At 65.4% G+C, this 16,904-nt stretch carries 18 protein-coding genes; 14 read left to right on the top strand and 4 right to left on the bottom strand.

The genetic code is table 11. The features are described 5' to 3' along the window. Nucleotides 1-53: 53 nt before the first annotated feature. The 6 genes from tilS to ispD all read left to right on the top strand — a co-directional run bounded on the left by tilS (nt 54) and on the right by ispD (nt 6,437). The gene (tilS, locus tag FOC67_RS19320; RefSeq protein WP_009313544.1) at nt 54-1,382 is read left to right on the top strand and encodes a tRNA lysidine(34) synthetase TilS; all 1,329 of its coding nucleotides are present in this window, start codon (nt 54-56) and stop codon (nt 1,380-1,382) included. A 170-nt stretch (nt 1,383-1,552) separates the two neighbouring features. Continuing rightward, entirely contained in the window at nt 1,553-3,181 is a 1,629-nt protein-coding gene (locus tag FOC67_RS19315) for a CTP synthase (protein ID WP_003092366.1), read from the top strand. A 2-nt stretch (nt 3,182-3,183) separates the two neighbouring features. Further along, nucleotides 3,184-4,029, top strand: a complete 846-nt coding sequence (gene kdsA, locus FOC67_RS19310; protein WP_003092365.1) for a 3-deoxy-8-phosphooctulonate synthase — start codon at nt 3,184-3,186, stop codon at nt 4,027-4,029. 45 nt (nt 4,030-4,074) lie between these two features. Beyond that, nucleotides 4,075-5,364, top strand: coding sequence for a phosphopyruvate hydratase (gene eno, locus FOC67_RS19305; protein ID WP_003092364.1), 1,290 nt, complete (start codon nt 4,075-4,077; stop codon nt 5,362-5,364). Between the two features lie 64 nt (nt 5,365-5,428). Continuing rightward, on the top strand, nt 5,429-5,713 hold the full coding sequence (gene ftsB / locus FOC67_RS19300) for a cell division protein FtsB (protein ID WP_003098569.1): 285 nt from the start codon (nt 5,429-5,431) through the stop codon (nt 5,711-5,713). Between the two features lie 19 nt (nt 5,714-5,732). Next, nucleotides 5,733-6,437, top strand: coding sequence for a 2-C-methyl-D-erythritol 4-phosphate cytidylyltransferase (ispD, locus tag FOC67_RS19295; protein WP_003092359.1), 705 nt, complete (start codon nt 5,733-5,735; stop codon nt 6,435-6,437). Nucleotides 6,438-6,497: 60 nt separating this feature from the next. On the opposite strand, the gene yedF is transcribed toward ispD, so the two are convergent. The 3 genes from yedF to gfnR all read right to left on the bottom strand — a co-directional run bounded on the left by yedF (nt 6,498) and on the right by gfnR (nt 8,922). Then, complete coding sequence (yedF, locus tag FOC67_RS19290; protein WP_003092358.1) at nt 6,498-6,746, bottom strand: sulfurtransferase-like selenium metabolism protein YedF; 249 nt, start codon at nt 6,744-6,746, stop codon at nt 6,498-6,500. Next, on the bottom strand, nt 6,712-7,938 hold the full coding sequence (yedE, locus tag FOC67_RS19285) for a selenium metabolism membrane protein YedE/FdhT (RefSeq protein WP_009313545.1): 1,227 nt from the start codon (nt 7,936-7,938) through the stop codon (nt 6,712-6,714). Before yedE ends, yedF begins: the two co-directional genes overlap by 35 nt. A gap of 75 nt (nt 7,939-8,013) precedes the next feature. After that, the gene (gene gfnR / locus FOC67_RS19280; protein ID WP_003098564.1) at nt 8,014-8,922 is read right to left on the bottom strand and encodes a glutathione-dependent formaldehyde neutralization regulator; all 909 of its coding nucleotides are present in this window, start codon (nt 8,920-8,922) and stop codon (nt 8,014-8,016) included. Between the two features lie 131 nt (nt 8,923-9,053). On the opposite strand from gfnR, the gene FOC67_RS19275 reads away from it, so the two are divergent. The 8 genes from FOC67_RS19275 to rpoS all read left to right on the top strand — a co-directional run bounded on the left by FOC67_RS19275 (nt 9,054) and on the right by rpoS (nt 16,132). After that, nucleotides 9,054-10,166: an S-(hydroxymethyl)glutathione dehydrogenase/class III alcohol dehydrogenase gene (locus FOC67_RS19275; protein ID WP_003092351.1), complete on the top strand. Its 1,113-nt coding sequence runs from the start codon at nt 9,054-9,056 to the stop codon at nt 10,164-10,166. A 53-nt stretch (nt 10,167-10,219) separates the two neighbouring features. After that, a complete protein-coding gene (gene fghA, locus FOC67_RS19270) occupies nt 10,220-11,071 on the top strand; it encodes an S-formylglutathione hydrolase (RefSeq protein WP_003109330.1) in 852 nt (283 codons plus the stop codon). A gap of 70 nt (nt 11,072-11,141) precedes the next feature. Next, complete coding sequence (ispF, locus tag FOC67_RS19265) at nt 11,142-11,615, top strand: 2-C-methyl-D-erythritol 2,4-cyclodiphosphate synthase (protein ID WP_003092346.1); 474 nt, start codon at nt 11,142-11,144, stop codon at nt 11,613-11,615. After that, nucleotides 11,612-12,679, top strand: coding sequence for a tRNA pseudouridine(13) synthase TruD (gene truD / locus FOC67_RS19260; protein ID WP_009313546.1), 1,068 nt, complete (start codon nt 11,612-11,614; stop codon nt 12,677-12,679). The genes ispF and truD overlap by 4 nt, the downstream gene beginning before the upstream one ends. Beyond that, nucleotides 12,667-13,416: a 5'/3'-nucleotidase SurE gene (surE, locus tag FOC67_RS19255; protein WP_003092341.1), complete on the top strand. Its 750-nt coding sequence runs from the start codon at nt 12,667-12,669 to the stop codon at nt 13,414-13,416. The genes truD and surE overlap by 13 nt, the downstream gene beginning before the upstream one ends. A 32-nt stretch (nt 13,417-13,448) precedes the next feature. Beyond that, on the top strand, nt 13,449-14,084 hold the full coding sequence (locus FOC67_RS19250; RefSeq protein ID WP_003098558.1) for a protein-L-isoaspartate(D-aspartate) O-methyltransferase: 636 nt from the start codon (nt 13,449-13,451) through the stop codon (nt 14,082-14,084). Nucleotides 14,085-14,129: 45 nt separating this feature from the next. Next, entirely contained in the window at nt 14,130-15,023 is an 894-nt protein-coding gene (locus FOC67_RS19245) for a peptidoglycan DD-metalloendopeptidase family protein (protein ID WP_009313547.1), read from the top strand. Between the two features lie 104 nt (nt 15,024-15,127). After that, a complete protein-coding gene (gene rpoS, locus FOC67_RS19240) occupies nt 15,128-16,132 on the top strand; it encodes an RNA polymerase sigma factor RpoS (protein WP_003109327.1) in 1,005 nt (334 codons plus the stop codon). Between the two features lie 426 nt (nt 16,133-16,558). On the opposite strand, the gene fdxA is transcribed toward rpoS, so the two are convergent. After that, nucleotides 16,559-16,882 carry a ferredoxin FdxA gene (gene fdxA / locus FOC67_RS19235; protein WP_003092272.1) on the bottom strand — a complete coding sequence of 108 codons (324 nt, stop codon included), beginning with the start codon at nt 16,880-16,882 and terminating at the stop codon, nt 16,559-16,561. Nucleotides 16,883-16,904 lie beyond the last annotated feature (22 nt).

The raw sequence follows: 16,904 nt of genomic DNA, 5'->3' as shown, positions 1-16,904 counted from the left end.
GTACGATCGACAAGCCCGGCATTCGCCGGGCTTGTCGCATGAGGAGCGCAAGCATGCCGGCGGTGCCGCTCGAATCCCGTCTGTTACAGGCCCTGGCGCCCTGGCGCGAAGCGGGGGGCTGGTGCGTGGCGTTTTCCGGCGGGCTGGATTCCACGGTGTTGCTGCATCTGCTCGCCCAGTTGGCCCGGAGCGAAGCCTTGCCGGCGCTGTCGGCGCTGCATGTCCACCATGGCTTGCAGGCTGCGGCGGACGGTTGGCCGGCGCACTGCCAGGCGGTCTGCCGGTCGCTGGGTATCCCGCTGCGGGTCGAGCGGGTGCAGGTCGCCGTTGGCGGCAGCATTGAGCAGGCGGCGCGCGACGCCCGCTATCGCGCATTCCAGGCGAGCCTGGGCGAGGGACAGGTGCTGCTCACCGCGCAGCACCTCGACGACCAGGCCGAGACCCTGCTGTTCCGCCTGTTGCGTGGAGCGGGCCTGCGCGGCCTGGCGGCGATGCCGGCGAGCCGGCCGCTGGGCGGCGGCCGCCTGTGCCGCCCCTTGCTCGGGGTTTCCCGCGCCGAACTGGAAGCCTATGCGCAGACGCACCGGCTGGACTGGGTGGAGGATCCTTCCAACCAGGATCCGCGCTTCTCGCGCAACTACCTGCGCCGGGAGATCATGCCGCGTCTCGCCTCCCACTGGCCGCAGGCCGTCGCCGGCATGGCGCGCTGCGCGGCGCATCTGCGCGAGGCCGAAGACCTGCTGGCTGAACTGGCCGCCATCGACCTCCGGGCCTGCCGCCAACCCTCGGAACTGGATTGGCCGGACTGGCTGGATCTGCCCCGGATCGCCCTGGAGCCTCTGCGCCGCCTCAGCGCTGCGCGCCAGCGCAACCTGCTGCGGGTCTGGCTGGGACAGCTGACGCGGTTGCCGGACAGCGACCACTGGGCCGGCTGGGAGTCGTTGCGCGATGCCGGCGACGATGCCGACCCGATCTGGCGCCTGGAGAGCGGCGAGCTGCGTCGCGGCGCGGGGCGGATCTGGTGGTTGCCGGCGGACTGGCGGGCGGCGGCGGGACCGTTCGTCTGGGAGCGTCCCGCTCATCCATTGCTTCTTCCCGGCAATGGCCGGCTGGCGTTGCTCGGCGAGGTTCCGGCGGGGCCGTTGCGCGTCGACTACCGGCGGGGTGGGGAGGTGCTGGCCCTGGCCGGGCGCGGTCGCCGCGACCTCAAGCGATTGCTCAACGAAGCGGGCGTACCGAGCTTCCTGCGCGGTCGTTTGCCGCTGCTCTTCCGAGCCGACGAACTGCTCGCGGTGGCCAACATTCCTGGCCTGGACAGTCCCCGCGAGGGGGGCTGGCGACTGTCCTGGAGCCCGCCGACGAACGACCCGGGTTTGAGCTAGTAAGCCGTTTCCAGTAGACTACGCTCCCGTCTTGTACTGCTCCCGCCGATTCCCTCCGGAATCAGCAGGAGTTTGCTTTGCCCACGGATTTGTCCGTGGCGGGAGCTGGCCTCCCTTCTCCGAATCCCCGGCGGTTGATCCCGCCTAAACGCTGACTTCTAGGGTTTTTCATGACGCGCTACATCTTCGTCACGGGTGGTGTTGTTTCTTCATTGGGGAAAGGCATCGCTTCGGCTTCTCTGGCTGCGATCTTGGAAGCGCGTGGCCTGAAGATCACGATGCTCAAGCTGGACCCTTACATCAACGTGGACCCGGGCACCATGAGCCCGTTCCAGCACGGTGAGGTCTTCGTGACCCAGGACGGCGCCGAGACCGACCTGGACCTGGGCCATTACGAGCGCTTCGTTCGTACCACCATGACCCAGAACAACAACTTCACCACCGGCCGCGTCTACATGGACGTGTTGCGCAAGGAGCGCCGCGGCGACTACCTGGGCGCCACCGTGCAGGTGATCCCGCACATCACCGACGAGATCAAGCGGCGCATCATCAAGGGCGCCGGCGATGCCGACGTCGCCCTGGTGGAGATCGGTGGCACCGTCGGCGACATCGAGTCGCAGCCGTTCCTCGAGGCGATCCGCCAACTGCGCGTCGAGATCGGCGCCAAGCGCGCGATGCTGATGCACCTGACCCTGGTCCCGTACATCGCCACCGCCGGCGAGACCAAGACCAAGCCGACCCAGCACTCGGTCAAGGAGCTGCGCTCCATCGGCCTGCAACCGGACGTGCTGGTCTGCCGTTCCGACCACCCGATCGACGTCTCCTCGCGGCGCAAGATCGCGCTCTTCACCAACGTCGAGGAGCGCGCGGTGATCGCCCTGGAAGACGTCGACACCATCTACCGCATCCCGTCGGTGCTGCATGCCCAAGGCCTGGACGACATCGTCGTCGAGCGCTTCGGCCTGGAGTGCGGGCAGGCCGACCTGTCCGAATGGGACCGGGTGGTCGATGCCAAGCTCAACCCTGAGCGTGAAGTCACCATCGCCATGGTCGGCAAGTACATGGAACTGCTGGACGCGTACAAGTCGCTGATCGAGGCGATGACCCACGCCGGCATCCAGAGCCGCACCAAGGTCAACCTGCGCTACATCGACTCCGAAGACATCGAGCAGCAGGGCACCAGCCTGCTGGAAGGCGTCGACGCCATCCTGGTCCCGGGCGGCTTCGGCCTGCGCGGTGTGGAAGGCAAGATCAGCACCGTGCAGTACGCCCGCGAGAACAAGATCCCCTACCTGGGCATCTGCCTGGGCATGCAGGTCGCGGTCATCGAATACGCCCGCAACGTGCTCGGCTGGAGCGACGCCAACTCCACCGAGTTCGACAAGTCCAGCGGCCATCCGGTGGTCGGCCTGATCACCGAATGGCAGGACGCGACCGGCGCCACCGAGATCCGCACCGAAGCTTCCGACCTGGGCGGCACCATGCGCCTGGGCGCCCAGGAGTGCCAGCTGCAGACCGGCACCCTGGTGCACGACTGCTATGCCAAGGACGTGATCGTCGAGCGCCATCGCCATCGCTACGAAGTGAACAACAACCTGCTGCCGCAACTGGAACAGGCCGGCCTGAAGATTTCCGGCCGCTCCGGCGACGGCGCCCTGGTGGAAGTGGTCGAGGCCCCGGAGCATCCGTGGTTCGTCGCCTGCCAGTTCCACCCGGAGTTCACCTCCACACCGCGTGATGGCCACCCGCTGTTCAGCGGTTTCGTCAACGCCGCGCTGAAATATTCCGGGAAGGCCTGAGCATGGCACAGAAGATCGTTCGCGTCGGCGATATCCAGATCGGCAACGACCTGCCGTTCGTGCTGTTCGGCGGCATGAACGTGCTGGAGTCGCGCGACCTGGCCATGCAGGTCTGCGAAGAATACGTACGGGTTACCGAGAAACTCGGTATCCCCTATGTGTTCAAGGCCAGCTTCGACAAGGCCAACCGTTCCTCGATCCACTCGTTCCGTGGTCCGGGCCTGGAAGAGGGAATGAAGATCTTCGAAGAGATCAAGAAGACCTTCAAGGTACCGGTCATCACCGATGTCCACGAGCCGTTCCAGGCCCAGCCGGTGGCCGAGGTCTGCGACATCATCCAGCTGCCGGCCTTCCTCTCGCGACAGACCGACCTGGTGGTGGCGATGGCCAGGACCAACGCGGTGATCAATATCAAAAAGGCCCAGTTCCTCGCGCCCCAGGAGATGAAGCACATCCTGACCAAGTGCGAGGAAGCCGGTAACGACCGCCTGATCCTCTGCGAGCGCGGCTCCTCCTTCGGTTACAACAACCTGGTGGTCGACATGCTCGGCTTCGGCATCATGAAGCAGTTCGAGTACCCGGTATTCTTCGACGTCACCCACGCCCTGCAGATGCCTGGCGGTCGCGCGGACTCCGCCGGCGGCCGGCGCGCCCAGGTCACCGACCTGGCCAAGGCCGGGCTCAGCCAGAAGCTCGCCGGGCTGTTCCTCGAGGCCCATCCGGACCCCGAGCACGCCAAGTGCGACGGTCCGTGCGCGCTGCGCCTGAACAAACTCGAAGCCTTCCTGTCCCAGCTCAAGCAACTGGACGAGCTGATCAAGAGCTTTCCTGCAATCGAGACTGCCTAGTCTCCTCAGACCGCCCCGTTCATTCACTTCGGAGTGTTAACAAGAATGGCAAAGATCGTCGACATCAAGGGCCGTGAGGTCCTGGACTCCCGCGGCAACCCTACCGTTGAAGCGGACGTGATCCTGGACAACGGCATCGTCGGCAGCGCCTGCGCGCCTTCCGGTGCTTCCACCGGTTCCCGCGAGGCCCTCGAGCTGCGCGATGGCGACAAGAGCCGTTACCTGGGCAAGGGCGTGCTGAAAGCCGTGGCCAACATCAACGGCCCGATCCGCGACCTGCTGCTGGGCAAGGACGCGGCCGACCAGAAAGCCCTCGACCACGCGATGATCGAGCTGGACGGCACCGAGAACAAGGCCAAGCTGGGCGCCAACGCGATCCTCGCGGTGTCCCTGGCTGCCGCCAAGGCCGCCGCACAGGCCAAGGGCGTACCGCTGTACGCGCACATCGCCGACCTCAACGGCACTCCCGGCCAGTACTCCATGCCGGTGCCGATGATGAACATCATCAACGGCGGCGAGCATGCGGACAACAACGTCGATATCCAGGAATTCATGGTCCAGCCGGTCGGCGCGAAGAACTTCGCCGAGGCGCTGCGCATGGGCGCCGAGATCTTCCATCACCTCAAGGCCGTGCTGAAGGCCCGTGGCCTGAACACCGCCGTCGGTGACGAAGGCGGCTTCGCGCCGAACCTGTCGTCCAACGAAGACGCCCTGGCCGCCATCGCCGAGGCCGTCGAGAAGGCCGGCTACAAGCTGGGTGACGACGTGACCCTGGCCCTGGACTGCGCCTCCAGCGAGTTCTTCAAGGACGGCAAGTACGACCTGGAAGGCGAAGGCAAGGTATTCGACGCCGCCGGTTTCGCCGACTACCTGGCCGGCCTGACCCAGCGCTACCCGATCATCTCCATCGAGGACGGCATGGACGAGTCCGACTGGGCCGGCTGGAAAGGCCTGACCGACAAGATCGGCGCCAAGGTCCAACTGGTCGGCGACGACCTGTTCGTGACCAACACCAAGATCCTCAAGGAAGGCATCGAGAAGGGCATCGGCAATTCGATCCTGATCAAGTTCAACCAGATCGGTTCGCTCACCGAGACCCTGGAGGCCATCCAGATGGCCAAGGCCGCCGGCTATACCGCGGTGATCTCGCACCGCTCCGGCGAAACCGAGGACTCGACCATCGCCGACCTGGCCGTGGGTACCGCCGCCGGTCAGATCAAGACCGGTTCGCTGTGCCGCTCCGACCGCGTGTCCAAGTACAACCAGTTGCTGCGCATCGAAGAGCAACTGGGCGCCAAGGCGCCGTACCGTGGTCGCGCGGAATTCCGCGGCTGAGCCTAGTCTGGTACGGTGAAGGGGTGGCAAGAGCCACCCCTTTTCTTCTCAAGGAGTTCGAGGCTTGAGGTTACGTAGCCCCTACTGGCTGTTCGTGGTGCTGATCCTGGCGCTGGCGGGCCTGCAATATCGCCTGTGGGTCGGCGATGGCAGCCTGGCGCAGGTGCGCGACCTGCAGAAGCAGATCGCCGACCAGCATGGCGAGAACGAGCGCCTGCTGGAGCGCAACCGGATTCTCGAAGCCGAAGTCGCCGAGCTGAAGAAAGGCACCGAGACCGTCGAGGAGCGTGCGCGGCACGAGCTCGGCATGGTCAAGGACGGCGAAACCCTCTACCAGCTCGCCAAGTGAGCTGACGACCCTTCTCCCGATGACGACTTCCGACCTTCCCGCCTTCTGGACGGTGATCCCCGCCGCCGGCGTGGGTTCGCGCATGCGCGCCGACCGCCCGAAGCAATATCTCGATCTTGCCGGTCGCACCGTGATCGAGCGCACCCTCGATTGTTTCCTCGAACACCCGATGCTCAGGGGCCTGGTGGTCTGCCTGGCCGAGGACGATCCCTACTGGCCCGGGCTGGACTGCGCCGCCAGCCGGCATGTGCAGCGCGCCGCCGGGGGCGCCGAGCGCGCCGGCTCGGTGTTGAACGGCTTGCTGCGCCTGCTGGAGTTGGGGGCACAGGCCGACGACTGGGTGCTGGTGCATGACGCCGCGCGGCCGAACCTGACCCGCGGCGACCTCGACCGCCTGCTCGAAGAACTCGCCGAAGATCCGGTCGGCGGGCTGCTGGCGGTGCCGGCGAGGGACACCCTCAAGCGCTCCGACCGCGACGGCCGGGTCAGCGAAACCATCGACCGCTCGGTGGTCTGGCTGGCCTATACGCCGCAGATGTTCCGCCTCGGCGCCCTGCACCGGGCGCTGGCCGATGCGTTGGTGGCCGGCGTGGCGATCACCGACGAGGCTTCGGCGATGGAGTGGGCCGGCTATGCGCCGAAGCTGGTGGAAGGGCGCGCCGACAACCTGAAGATCACCACCCCGGAAGACCTGCTGCGCCTGCAGCGCAGTTTTCCGCACTGATCCCTGGCACAAGAAAGCCGACCCGAGGGTCGGCTTTCTTGTCGTTGCAGGCTCGCTCGTTCAGCTTTCCAGCGGCACCTCTATGAGGAAGCGGAACAGCGCGCCATGCTGCTCCACCGCCAGGCATTTGTAGCCCTGGCGCTGGGTATCTTCGGGAATCCCGTGGACCGATTGCGAGCAGTCGGTGACCACTTCCAGGCGTTCGCCCGGCTGCATGGTCGCCAGGGTTTCCAGGGTGGCGATGGCGTTGTACGGGCAATGTTCGCCGCGCAGGTCAAGCGACAGGGTCGGTTTGTCGGTCTGGCTCATGGTTCGGTTTCCGCGGTCGGGTGAATCGGGAGGCGTTCAGTTGCACCAGCAGCAGGCACAGGGCCAGGCCGGCGAAGGTCAACAGCAGGCCGTTGCCGGGCCCGAAGCTTTCCAGCAGGTCGAGCTTGGGATAGGGCAGGGCTAGGCGGGTACCCAACTGGTCCCAAAAGATCGCCACCAGGGTTCCGCCGATGACGTTGCCGATGCCGACCACCCAGAAGTGCACCTGGCCCTCCATCGAGCGGTACATCCAGCCGGTCTCGCAACCGCCGGCGAGGACGATGCCGATGCCGAAGAGAATGCCGCCGATGATCGCATTCGGGCCCATCCAGAAGATCTTCGGCGCGACGCCCAGGCGGATCGCGGCGAAGGTACCGATGCAGGCGGCCGCCATGCCGAGCAGGATGCCGAAGGCGGCGCGGGTCCGGCCGGTGGTCCAGAGGTCCCGTGCGGCGCTGGTGAAGCAGATCTGCGCGCGCTCGATCAGGCCGCCGAACAGCAGGCCGAACAGGCAGGCCATGCCCAGCACCAGCGATACCTCGAAGCGCCAGGCGGCGAACAGCGCGGCGAGCGCCAGCACCGCCAGGCCCAGGCGGGCCTGCAGGCGTGCGCGTCGGGCCAGGCTTTCGGCGTCGGGCAGGGCGCTGGCCGTGGCGCCGACTTTCAGCGGCGTGCGCAGGAACGGCAGCAGGCTGATCTTCACGCCGATCCAGGCGCCGCCGACGGTGGCGAACATGAAGGCCCAGGCGTGCAGGGAAAACATCGGGATACCGGTGAAGAACGCCGCCAGGTTGCAGCCCATCGCCAGGCGCGCGCCGAAGCCGGCGACGATACCGCCGACCAGACCCTGCAGCAGGCGACGTTTGCTGGTCGGCCAGCGCAGGCTGACGTTGCCGGCCCAGAGGGCGCAGCACAGGGCGCCGAGGAACATGCCGATGATCATCACTCCGTCGATCCGGTCCAGCGGCGTGCCTTGAAGGCCGATCAGCCTGAAGTAGCTCCAGTCCTGTGGCTGGTAGCCGAACCAGGACAGCACGTGGCCGCCCCAGCGGGTGAATTCGCCGGTCACCGCCCAGAAGGTGCCGGTGAGCGCGAAGTAGTAGGCGGAGGCGACGCCGAGGGCGACCAGCGCCGGCAGCGGCGACCAGAACCTCACCAGGTAGCGTTGGCGAAACGCATTGAGGGCAGACATGCGACTTCCTTGAATCGATAGCGGGTGGAACGGGAAACCGCCAAGTCTATCGCAGCGGCGAAACGCCTTACTGCTTCAGCGCAGGTTTTTCTCCCCGGCGAGTCCCGGATGGGATTGCGCCAGGCCTTCCTTGAGATAGTCCACCAGTTGCCGGACTTTCGGCGACAGGTGCCGCTGCTGCGGGTACAGCGCCCATACCGCGGTATTCGGCGGCTGGTGGCCTTCCAGCAAGGAGACCAGGCGGCCGCTGCGCAGATGCTCGATCACATAGTAGTCGGGCAACTGGCACAGGCCGAAGCCGCGCAGGGCGGCGTCGAGCACCGCCTGGCCGCTGTTGCAGCGCCAGTTGCCCTGGACCCGGTGCTGGGTTTCCCGGCCGTCCTCGAGGAAGCTCCACAGGTCACTGCTGCCGATCAGGCAGTTGAACTGGCCGAGTTCCGCCGGCGACTGCGGAGTGCCGTGGCGGCGCAGGTATTCCGGGGTGGCGCAAAGGTACATGACGCGTGGCGCCAACCGTGTGGCGACCAATCGCGAATCGCTCAGGCGGCCGAGGCGGATGGCCAGGTCGAAGCCCTCGTGGAGCAGGTCCAGTTGGCGGTTGGACAGCTCGATGTCGACCCGCAGTTGCGGATAGTCGGCCATGAAGGCATTCACCAGCGGCACGATGAAACGTTCGCCGTAGGCTACCGCGCAGGTCATGCGCAGCAGGCCCTTGGGCTCCGCGGAGAGGTCGCTGACCGCGCGCAGGGCTTCGTCGCGGGCGTCCTGCAGGCGCTGGCAATGTTGCAGGAAGGTCTGTCCGGCTTCGCTCAGCGATACTCGCCGGGTGCTGCGGTAGAGCAGGCGGGTCTGCAGGCGCTCCTCCAGGCGGGCGACCTGGCGGCTGATGTGCGACGAGGAAACGCCCATGCGTTCGGCTGCCGCGGTGAACTGCCCGGTTTCGGCGACAGCGACGAATTCGTCGAGTCCTTCCCAGCGATTCATCTGGATTATCCCTGTATGGCAATAATGTTTTGATTATTGCCTGATTATTCCTTGAAACGCGGTTTTCTACACTTTCCGTTTCAGTGGGTCGCTTAGCGGCCCGCCGGCTTCCATCGTTCAGGAGTTCCCAGATGATCAAGTCCCGTGCCGCCGTCGCCTTCGCCCCCAACAAGCCGTTGGAAATCGTCGAGGTGGATGTGGCGCCGCCGCAGAAGGGCGAGGTACTGGTGCGCATCGTCGCCACCGGCGTCTGCCATACCGATGCGTACACCCTGTCCGGCCAGGATTCCGAGGGGGTGTTCCCGTGCATCCTGGGCCACGAAGGTGGCGGCATCGTCGAAGCGGTGGGCGAGGGCGTGACCTCCCTGCAGGTGGGCGACCATGTCATCCCGCTGTACACCGCCGAGTGCGGCAAGTGCAAATTCTGCCTGTCCGGCAAGACCAACCTCTGCCAGGCCGTGCGCGCCACACAGGGCAAGGGCCTGATGCCCGACGGCACCAGCCGTTTCTCCTACAAGGGCGAGCCGGTCTTCCACTACATGGGCTGCTCGACCTTCTCCGAATACACCGTGCTGCCGGAAATCTCCCTGGCGAAGATTCCCAAGGACGCGCCGCTGGAGAAGGTCTGCCTGCTTGGTTGCGGCGTCACCACCGGGATCGGCGCCGTGCTGAATACCGCCAAGGTGGAAGAGGGCGCTACCGTTGCCATCTTCGGCCTGGGCGGTATCGGCCTGGCGGCGATCATCGGGGCGAAGATGGCCAAGGCCGCGCGCATCATCGCGGTCGACATCAACCCGGGCAAGTTCGACATCGCCAGGGAGCTGGGCGCCACCGACTTCATCAATCCGAAGGACTACGACAAGCCGATCCAGGACGTCATCGTCGAACTGACCGATGGCGGCGTCGACTACTCCTTCGAGTGCGTCGGCAACGTGCAGTTGATGCGCGCCGCGCTGGAATGCTGCCACAAGGGCTGGGGCGAGTCGGTGATCATCGGTGTCGCCGGCGCCGGCCAGGAAATCAGCACCCGGCCGTTCCAACTGGTCACCGGCCGCGTCTGGCGCGGTTCGGCGTTCGGCGGGGTGCGCGGGCGCAGCGAGTTGCCGAGCTATGTCGAGAAGGCGCAGAAGGGCGAGATCCCGCTGGATACCTTCATCACCCACACCATGGGGCTGGAGGACATCAACGAGGCCTTCGAGCTGATGCACGAAGGCAAGAGCATCCGCACCGTCATTCATTACTGACAAGCCGTCGCGGCGGGCCCTGCGGCTCGCCACGACCGTTTCACGGAGGTCACGTGAAGGATTCCTTCGAACTGATCGGCAGCCAGAAGTCCTTCGGCGGCTGGCACCAGCGTTACCGTCATTTTTCCCGGACCCTGAACTGCGAGATGGTCTTCGCCATCTACCTGCCGCCCCAGGCCGAGCCGGAGGCGGCGCTGCCGGCCCTGTACTGGCTGTCCGGGCTGACCTGTACCGACGAGAACTTCATGCAGAAGGCCGGCGCCCAGCGGGTCGCCGCCGAACTGGGATTGGTACTGGTGGCGCCGGATACCAGCCCGCGCGGCAGCGGTGTCCCCGGCGATCCCGACGGCGCCTGGGACTTCGGCCTGGGCGCAGGCTTCTACCTGAACGCCACGCAGGAGCCCTGGGCCGCGCACTACCGCATGCACGACTACGTGGTGCACGAGTTGCCGGCGCTGATCGAGGCGCATTTCCCGGTGTCCCGGCGGCGCGGCATCAGCGGGCACTCGATGGGTGGGCATGGCGCGCTGGTCTGCGCGCTGCGCAACCCGGGGCGCTACCTGTCGCTGTCGGCCTTCGCGCCGATCTGCCATCCGAGCGATTGCCCCTGGGGCCAGAAGGCGTTCTCTCGCTACCTGGGCGAGGACCCGGCGGCCTGGCGCGAGTGGGATGCCTGTGCGTTGCTCGAGGGTGCGTCCGAACGCTTGCCGATCCTGGTCGACCAGGGCGAGCGCGACGACTTCCTCGCCGTCCAGCTCAAGCCGGAAGCGCTACGCAATGCGGCGGACAAGGCCGGCCACCCGCTGGAGCTGCGTCTGCAACCAGGCTACGACCACAGCTACTACTTCATCGCCAGTTTCATCGAGGATCACCTGCGCCACCATGCCCAGGTTCTCAACGGTTGATCCGCGATACCTGAAGCCTGCCCCGATCCGGGGTAGAATCACGCCCTGATTCCAACCAGGGCGTTTTTTCATGCGAATTGGCCATGGCTACGACGTGCATCGCTTCGGCGAGGGCGACTTCATCACCCTCGGCGGTGTGCGCATTCCCCACAAACATGGGCTGGTCGCCCACTCCGACGGCGACGTGCTGCTGCACGCCTTGTCCGATGCGCTGCTCGGCGCGGCGGCGCTGGGCGACATCGGCAAGCACTTCCCGGACACCGACCCTCGGTTCAAGGGCGCCGACAGTCGCGCGCTGCTGCGACACGTGGTCGCCATCGTCGCCGAGAAGGGCTGGAAGGTCGGCAACGTCGACGCCACCATCGTCGCCCAGGCACCGAAGATGGCGCCGCACATCGAAACCATGCGCGGGTCGATCGCCGAGGACCTCGGCGTCGCGGTCGACCAGGTCAACGTCAAGGCCACCACTACCGAGCGGCTAGGTTTCACCGGACGCGAAGAGGGCATTGCTGTACATGCGGTCGCTTTGCTGATGGCCCGATGAGCGTTCTCGGCGAACTCGACCTGCTCGGGCCGCGCGCCCATGGGGCAGCCTGCGGCGAGGCGGTGCTCAAGGCCGTGGCCGAGGACTTCCAGGTCGACGAGGTGCTGGACATTCCCCTCAGCGGTGAAGGCGAGCACCTCTGGTTGTGGGTGGAAAAGCGCGGATTGAACACCGAGGAGGCGGCCCGTCGCCTCGGCCGCGCCGCCGGCGTGCAGCAGAAGAACGTCAGCTACGCCGGGTTGAAGGACCGCCAGGCCCTGACCCGGCAATGGTTCAGCCTGCACCTGCCGGGCAAGGCCGATCCCGACCTGGGCGCAGCCGAGGGCGCGGACCTGCGGATTCTTCGCCGCACCCGTCATTCGCGCAAGTTGCAGCGAGGCGCGCATGCCGCCAACGGCTTCACCCTGCGTCTGACCGGGCTGCGGGCGGAGCGTGCCGTTCTCGACGCGCGCTTGGAACGTATCGCCGCGGACGGCGTGCCCAACTATTTCGGCCTGCAACGCTTCGGCCACGGCGGCGGCAACCTGGTCGACGCGCGCAGTTGCGCGGAACAGGACCTGCTGCCGGCGAACCGCAACCTGCGTTCGCGCTTCCTTTCCGCCGGGCGCAGCTACCTGTTCAACCGCCTGCTCGCCGAGCGGGTCGCGGAGGGTAGCTGGAACCGGGCAGCGGTTGGCGACCTGCTGGCCTTCACCGACAGCCGCAGCTTTTTCCTCGCTGGCGAGGAAGAATGCCGCGATGCCCGTCTGGCCGCCCTCGACCTGCACCCCACCGGACCGCTCTGGGGCGAGGGCGATCCGCCGAGCGGCGCCGGCGTCCTCGACCGCGAGCTGGCCCTGGCCGGGAGCGAGCCGGCGCTCTGCCGCTGGCTGGCGAAGGCGGGCATGGCGCACGAACGGCGCATCCTGCGGCTCCCCATCCAGGGGCTGGCGTGGCATTATCCCGAACCTGATGTTCTGCAACTGGAATTCGTCCTGCCGGCCGGTTGTTTCGCCACCGTAGTGGTGCGTGAAATCCTCGACCTGGTACCGACAGGGCAGACGGAAAACCCATGCGCATACTGATTGCCAACGACGACGGGGTGACCGCACCCGGTATCGCCGCGCTTTACGACGCGCTGGCGGATCATGCCGATTGCGTAGTGATCGCCCCCGACCAGGACAAGAGCGGCGCCAGCAGTTCCCTGACGCTGGACCGCCCGCTGCACCCGCAGCGCCTGGACAACGGATTCATCAGCCTCAACGGCACGCCGACCGACTGCGTGCACCTGGGCCTGAACGGCTTGCTGGAGGAATTGCCGGACATGGTGGTCTCGGGTATCAACCTGGGCGCCAACCTCGGCGATGACGTCCTCTATTCCGGTACCGTGGCGGCGGCCATCGAAGGGCGCTTCCTGAAGGGGCCGGCCTTCGCCTTCTCGCTGGTCTCGCGGTTGACGGACAACCTGCCCACCGCCATGCACTTCGCCCGCCTGCTGGTCTCCGCCCACGAGCGCCTGGCCGTGCCGCCGCGTACCGTGCTCAACGTCAATATCCCGAACCTGCCGCTGGATCGCGTACGCGGTATCCAACTGACCCGCCTCGGGCACCGCGCCCGTGCCGCCGCACCGGTGAAGGTGGTCAATCCGCGCGGCAAGGAAGGCTACTGGATCGCCGCGGCCGGCGATGCCGAGGATGGCGGGCCGGGGACGGATTTCCACGCGGTCATGCAAGGCTACGTGTCGATCACTCCGTTGCAGCTGGACCGTACCTTCCACGAAGCCTTCGGCGGCCTCGACGAGTGGCTGGGAGGACTGACGTGATGTCCGAAGACCTGCATCGCCGGGGTATCGGCATGACCTCCCAGCGTACCCGAGAGCGCCTGATCCAGCGCCTGTACGAAGAAGGCCTGTCCAACGCCCACGTGCTCGAGGTGATCCGCCGCACGCCGCGTCATCTGTTCGTCGACGAGGCGCTCTCGCATCGCGCCTACGAAGACACCGCCCTGCCGATCGGCCACAACCAGACCATTTCCCAGCCATTCATGGTGGCGCGGATGACCGAGTTGCTGCTGGCGGCCGGCCCGCTGGACAAGGTCATGGAGATCGGTACCGGGTCCGGCTACCAGACCGCGGTGCTGGCTCAACTGGTCGAGCGGGTCTTCTCCGTCGAGCGGATCCAGGCGTTGCAGGACAAGGCCAAGGAGCGTCTTGCGGAGCTAAACCTGCGTAATGTTGTCTTTCGTTGGGGCGATGGCTGGGAGGGCTGGTCGGCGTTGGCTCCCTACAATGGAATCATCGTCACCGCGGCGGCCACGGAAGTCCCGCAGTCGTTGCTGGACCAGTTGGCGCCGGGGGGCCGTCTGGTGATCCCGGTCGGTGGCGGCGAGGTCCAGCAACTGATGCTGATCGTCCGCACCGAGGACGGGTTCAGCCGCCAGGTACTCGACTCGGTACGTTTCGTCCCGCTGCTCAACGGCCCGATCGCCTGAGCCGGCGGCCGGCGTCGCCGGCCCGATTGAACGAAAGCGAAGAAGATGGATAAGGGGGAAGGATTGAGGCTAGCAGCGACCCTGCGGCAATGGACTCGGCTCTACGGTGGCTGCCACCTGTTGCTCGGGGCCGTCGTCTGTTCCCTTCTCGCCGCCTGTTCGTCGTCGCCTCCCGGCGGGGTCAAGGTCGTCGATCGCAACGGTTCCGCGCCTGCCGCTGCGCGGCGTACGCCGGTCACCAGCGGGCAGTACATCGTGCGCCGCGGCGACACCCTGTATTCCATTGCCTTCCGCTTCGGCTGGGACTGGAAAGCCCTGGCCGCGCGCAATGGCATCGCGCCGCCCTATACCATCCAGGTCGGTCAAGCTATCCAATTTGGTGGGCGGGCACCGGCGCAACCGTCCGTCGCGAAAAACACGCCGGTCGTCGCTCCGCCCGTGGCGACCAAGCCTGCCCCGGTTCCACCCGCTGTTAGTACGTCGGTACCTGTCAAGCCCGCACCGGCTCCGGCCTCCACCACGACCCCACCCAGCAGCGGCGCGACTCCCGTCGTCGCGGGGCCTGCGGTGGGCGGTTGGGCATGGCCTGCGAGCGGTACTCTGATCGGCCGTTTTGCCTCAAACGGAAGTTTGAATAAAGGGATTGATATAGCCGGTCAATTGGGCCAGCCTGTCCTGGCTGCGTCTGGTGGGACCGTTGTATACGCCGGTAGTGGTTTGCGGGGCTACGGCGAGTTGGTCATCATCAAACACAACGAGACCTACGTGAGTGCCTACGGTCACAACCGCAGGCTGCTGGTGCGGGAAGGGCAACAGGTCAAGGTAGGGCAATCGATTGCCGAGATGGGCTCCACAGGAACCGATCGGGTGAAGCTGCACTTCGAGATTCGCCGCCAGGGTAAGCCTGTCGATCCACTGCAATATTTGCCACGTCGCTGACCGGGAGTTCGCCCGCCCACATCATGTAGGTGAGCGGGTCCGGGCGTGTCCAGCGGGAAAGGAATCGCCCGGGCTTGAGTCGAACTCATGCAAGGGATAACGACATGGCACTCAAAAAAGAAGGGCCGGAGTTTGACCACGATGATGAAGTGCTCCTCCTGGAGCCCGGCATCATGCTGGACGAGTCGTCTGCCGACGAGCAGCCTTCTCCCCGGACAACTCCAAAAGCCACCACTTCCTTCTCTTCCAAACAACACAAGCACATCGACTACACGCGCGCGTTGGACGCAACGCAGCTGTATCTCAACGAAATCGGTTTCTCGCCCCTGTTGACGCCCGAAGAGGAAGTCCACTTCGCTCGTCTGGCGCAGAAGGGCGATCCCGCTGGTCGGAAGCGGATGATCGAGAGCAACCTGCGGTTGGTGGTGAAGATCGCCCGGCGCTATGTCAATCGCGGACTGTCCCTGCTCGACCTGATCGAGGAAGGCAACCTAGGCCTGATCCGCGCCGTGGAGAAGTTCGATCCGGAGCGCGGATTCCGGTTCTCGACCTACGCCACCTGGTGGATCCGCCAGACCATCGAACGGGCCATCATGAACCAGACCCGGACCATTCGCTTGCCGATCCATGTGGTCAAGGAACTCAACGTCTACCTGCGTGCGGCGCGGGAACTGACCCACAAGCTCGACCACGAACCTTCACCCGAAGAAATCGCCAACCTGCTGGAGAAGCCGGTCGCCGAGGTCAAGCGCATGCTCGGCCTGAACGAACGGGTGACTTCGGTAGACGTCTCTCTTGGTCCGGACTCGGACAAGACCCTGCTGGATACGCTCACCGACGATCGCCCCACCGATCCGTGCGAGCTGCTGCAGGATGACGATCTCAGCGAAAGCATCGACCAGTGGCTGACGGAACTCACCGACAAGCAGCGTGAGGTGGTGATTCGCCGCTTCGGCTTGCGCGGGCACGAAAGCAGCACGCTGGAAGAGGTCGGTCAGGAAATCGGCCTGACCCGCGAGCGGGTTCGTCAGATCCAGGTCGAGGCGCTGAAGCGCCTGCGGGAGATCCTGGAGAAGAACGGCCTGTCGAGTGACGCGCTGTTCCAGTGACGGAAAATCTTAGACCCACTGAAGACCCGGCGTTCGCCGGGTTTTTTGTGTCTGCTCTTGTAAGCATTAACTTACACGGCGTGTGAGCCTAAGTAGATAAATGCCCGGGAGGTTTGCCAAAAACACTCGGTGAATTTAAGTAACTTATTGAAAATAAAGGAATATATTTTTCTAAAATGACTGCCGAAGAAGCTTCGCTGGGTTTTCTGGCAGGTTGCGGGAGCACAGGGAATCGCTAATATCACTCCTGCGTACAGGGAACACGCAACCCCGAAGGATCGGGGAAGGGACGTCGCCAGGGAGGCGATTCATCAGGACGATGACGAGGGACTGAAGAGTGGGCGGGGTAATACCCCGCCCCTTTTTTTTGCCTGCCGTTTTACTCGTCGCCAAAGAAAAGGCCCGCTGTTTGCGGGCCTTGGCGTATCAGCGCTCCAGATGCTGGAGCTTGCCGGCGACGCCGTCCCATTCCTCGGCGTCGGGCAGGGCATCCTTCTTCTCGGTGATGTTCGGCCAGACTTCCGCCAGCTCGCTGTTCAGCTCGATGAATTCCTGCATGTTCTCCGGCACTTCGTCTTCGGAGAAAATCGCCTGGGCCGGACATTCGGGCTCGCACAGGGCGCAGTCGATGCACTCGTCCGGATGGATGACCAGGAAGTTGGGTCCTTCGTAGAAGCAGTCTACCGGGCAGACTTCCACGCAGTCGGTGTATTTGCACTTGATGCAGTTGTCGGTGACGACGAAGGTCATTTTCTAGTTCTCTCCTCAGGCG

The organism is Pseudomonas sp. FDAARGOS_761, assembly GCF_013343155.1.
GTDB classification, from domain to species: Bacteria; Pseudomonadota; Gammaproteobacteria; order Pseudomonadales; family Pseudomonadaceae; genus Pseudomonas; species Pseudomonas aeruginosa.
Note: the sequence above shows the minus strand (reverse complement) of the source record. Positions and strands in the feature narration are given on the sequence as shown.

Bases quoted from the DNA above. Each gene is read 5' to 3' on its own strand.
- FOC67_RS19315 (WP_003092366.1), top strand. From the start codon at position 1,553: ATGACGCGCTACATCTTCGTCACGGGTGGTGTTGTTTCTTCATTGGGG.
- gfnR (WP_003098564.1), bottom strand. From the start codon at position 8,922: ATGAATCGCTGGGAAGGACTCGACGAATTCGTCGCTGTCGCCGAAACC.
- FOC67_RS19275 (WP_003092351.1), top strand. From the start codon at position 9,054: ATGATCAAGTCCCGTGCCGCCGTCGCCTTCGCCCCCAACAAGCCGTTG.
- ispD (WP_003092359.1), top strand. From the start codon at position 5,733: ATGACGACTTCCGACCTTCCCGCCTTCTGGACGGTGATCCCCGCCGCC.
- kdsA (WP_003092365.1), top strand. From the start codon at position 3,184: ATGGCACAGAAGATCGTTCGCGTCGGCGATATCCAGATCGGCAACGAC.
- rpoS (WP_003109327.1), top strand. From the start codon at position 15,128: ATGGCACTCAAAAAAGAAGGGCCGGAGTTTGACCACGATGATGAAGTG.
- yedE (WP_009313545.1), bottom strand. From the start codon at position 7,938: ATGTCTGCCCTCAATGCGTTTCGCCAACGCTACCTGGTGAGGTTCTGG.
- tilS (WP_009313544.1), top strand. From the start codon at position 54: ATGCCGGCGGTGCCGCTCGAATCCCGTCTGTTACAGGCCCTGGCGCCC.
- fdxA (WP_003092272.1), bottom strand. From the start codon at position 16,882: ATGACCTTCGTCGTCACCGACAACTGCATCAAGTGCAAATACACCGAC.
- eno (WP_003092364.1), top strand. From the start codon at position 4,075: ATGGCAAAGATCGTCGACATCAAGGGCCGTGAGGTCCTGGACTCCCGC.
- FOC67_RS19245 (WP_009313547.1), top strand. From the start codon at position 14,130: ATGGATAAGGGGGAAGGATTGAGGCTAGCAGCGACCCTGCGGCAATGG.
- ispF (WP_003092346.1), top strand. From the start codon at position 11,142: ATGCGAATTGGCCATGGCTACGACGTGCATCGCTTCGGCGAGGGCGAC.
- surE (WP_003092341.1), top strand. From the start codon at position 12,667: ATGCGCATACTGATTGCCAACGACGACGGGGTGACCGCACCCGGTATC.
- yedF (WP_003092358.1), bottom strand. From the start codon at position 6,746: ATGAGCCAGACCGACAAACCGACCCTGTCGCTTGACCTGCGCGGCGAA.
- truD (WP_009313546.1), top strand. From the start codon at position 11,612: ATGAGCGTTCTCGGCGAACTCGACCTGCTCGGGCCGCGCGCCCATGGG.
- FOC67_RS19250 (WP_003098558.1), top strand. From the start codon at position 13,449: ATGACCTCCCAGCGTACCCGAGAGCGCCTGATCCAGCGCCTGTACGAA.